This is a genomic window from Pyrobaculum sp. (genome assembly GCF_049971835.1).
Classification (GTDB): Archaea; Thermoproteota; Thermoprotei; order Thermoproteales; family Thermoproteaceae; genus Pyrobaculum.
Genome location: NZ_JBMFKV010000407.1, coordinates 1 through 702, shown reverse-complemented (window position 1 = coordinate 702; position 702 = coordinate 1). Strand labels below are relative to the sequence as shown.

1 protein-coding gene is annotated in these 702 nt (G+C 58.8%); it reads left to right on the top strand.

What is annotated here, in order from left to right:
- Positions 1-596 (top strand): zinc ribbon domain-containing protein (locus ACP5J3_RS14980; RefSeq protein ID WP_428496404.1); only part of this gene is annotated, 596 nt, incomplete at its 5' end.
- Positions 597-702: the final 106 nt, after the last annotated feature.

The window sequence follows — 702 nt, the reverse complement described above, 5'->3', positions numbered from 1 at the left end:
GGATATCTGGTACTCACACGAGAGAGTATAAGAAGAGAGTCAAGAGGCTTAGGGAACGCAGTAGGAAGAGGGATAGAGTGAACAAGGTGGCCCACGAGCTTACGAGAGAGCCCGCCATATTGGTGACGGAAAACGTTGGTAAAAAGCCCCAGGAGGATATGATCAAGGACAAGAAGAGCCCCCAGTTAAGGCACCGCATCAAGCAGACGCCGATGAAGGCGGTTGTGGATAGGGTGAGGAACAAGGCGGAGGAGCGCGGCTTGAGGTTTGTGTTAGTCTCAGCTTACAGAAACTCCAAGACCTGCCCCATACACGGCGCGGAGATGTCGTTCCCCCTCGGCCCCAAGCTCGGGCTGTGTCCGCACAGCCACTGGGTCCACAGAGACGTCGCGGCTGTCCTCAACATGTTGAGGAGAGCCGCTGAGAAGCTGGAGCCAGAATACGCAGAAGCCGTTAAGAGGGCACTATCTGCAGTGGATGAGAAGACGCTGGAGGAGTGGTCTCAGTATGTACTGGAGGCTGAGAGTCACACACCACGGCCCGCCGTGCTGGCCCGGGCCAGCCCCATGACCCCCGTCCACGAGGGCGGGGTATGAGGGCGCCGATGAGCCGCCCCCAGCCGGGTGGCGGGGAGGAGGCCATGTCGACAGCGACGCTACCTATCGGCACAACATCAACGACAGGTTTCTCGAACGTGACTTT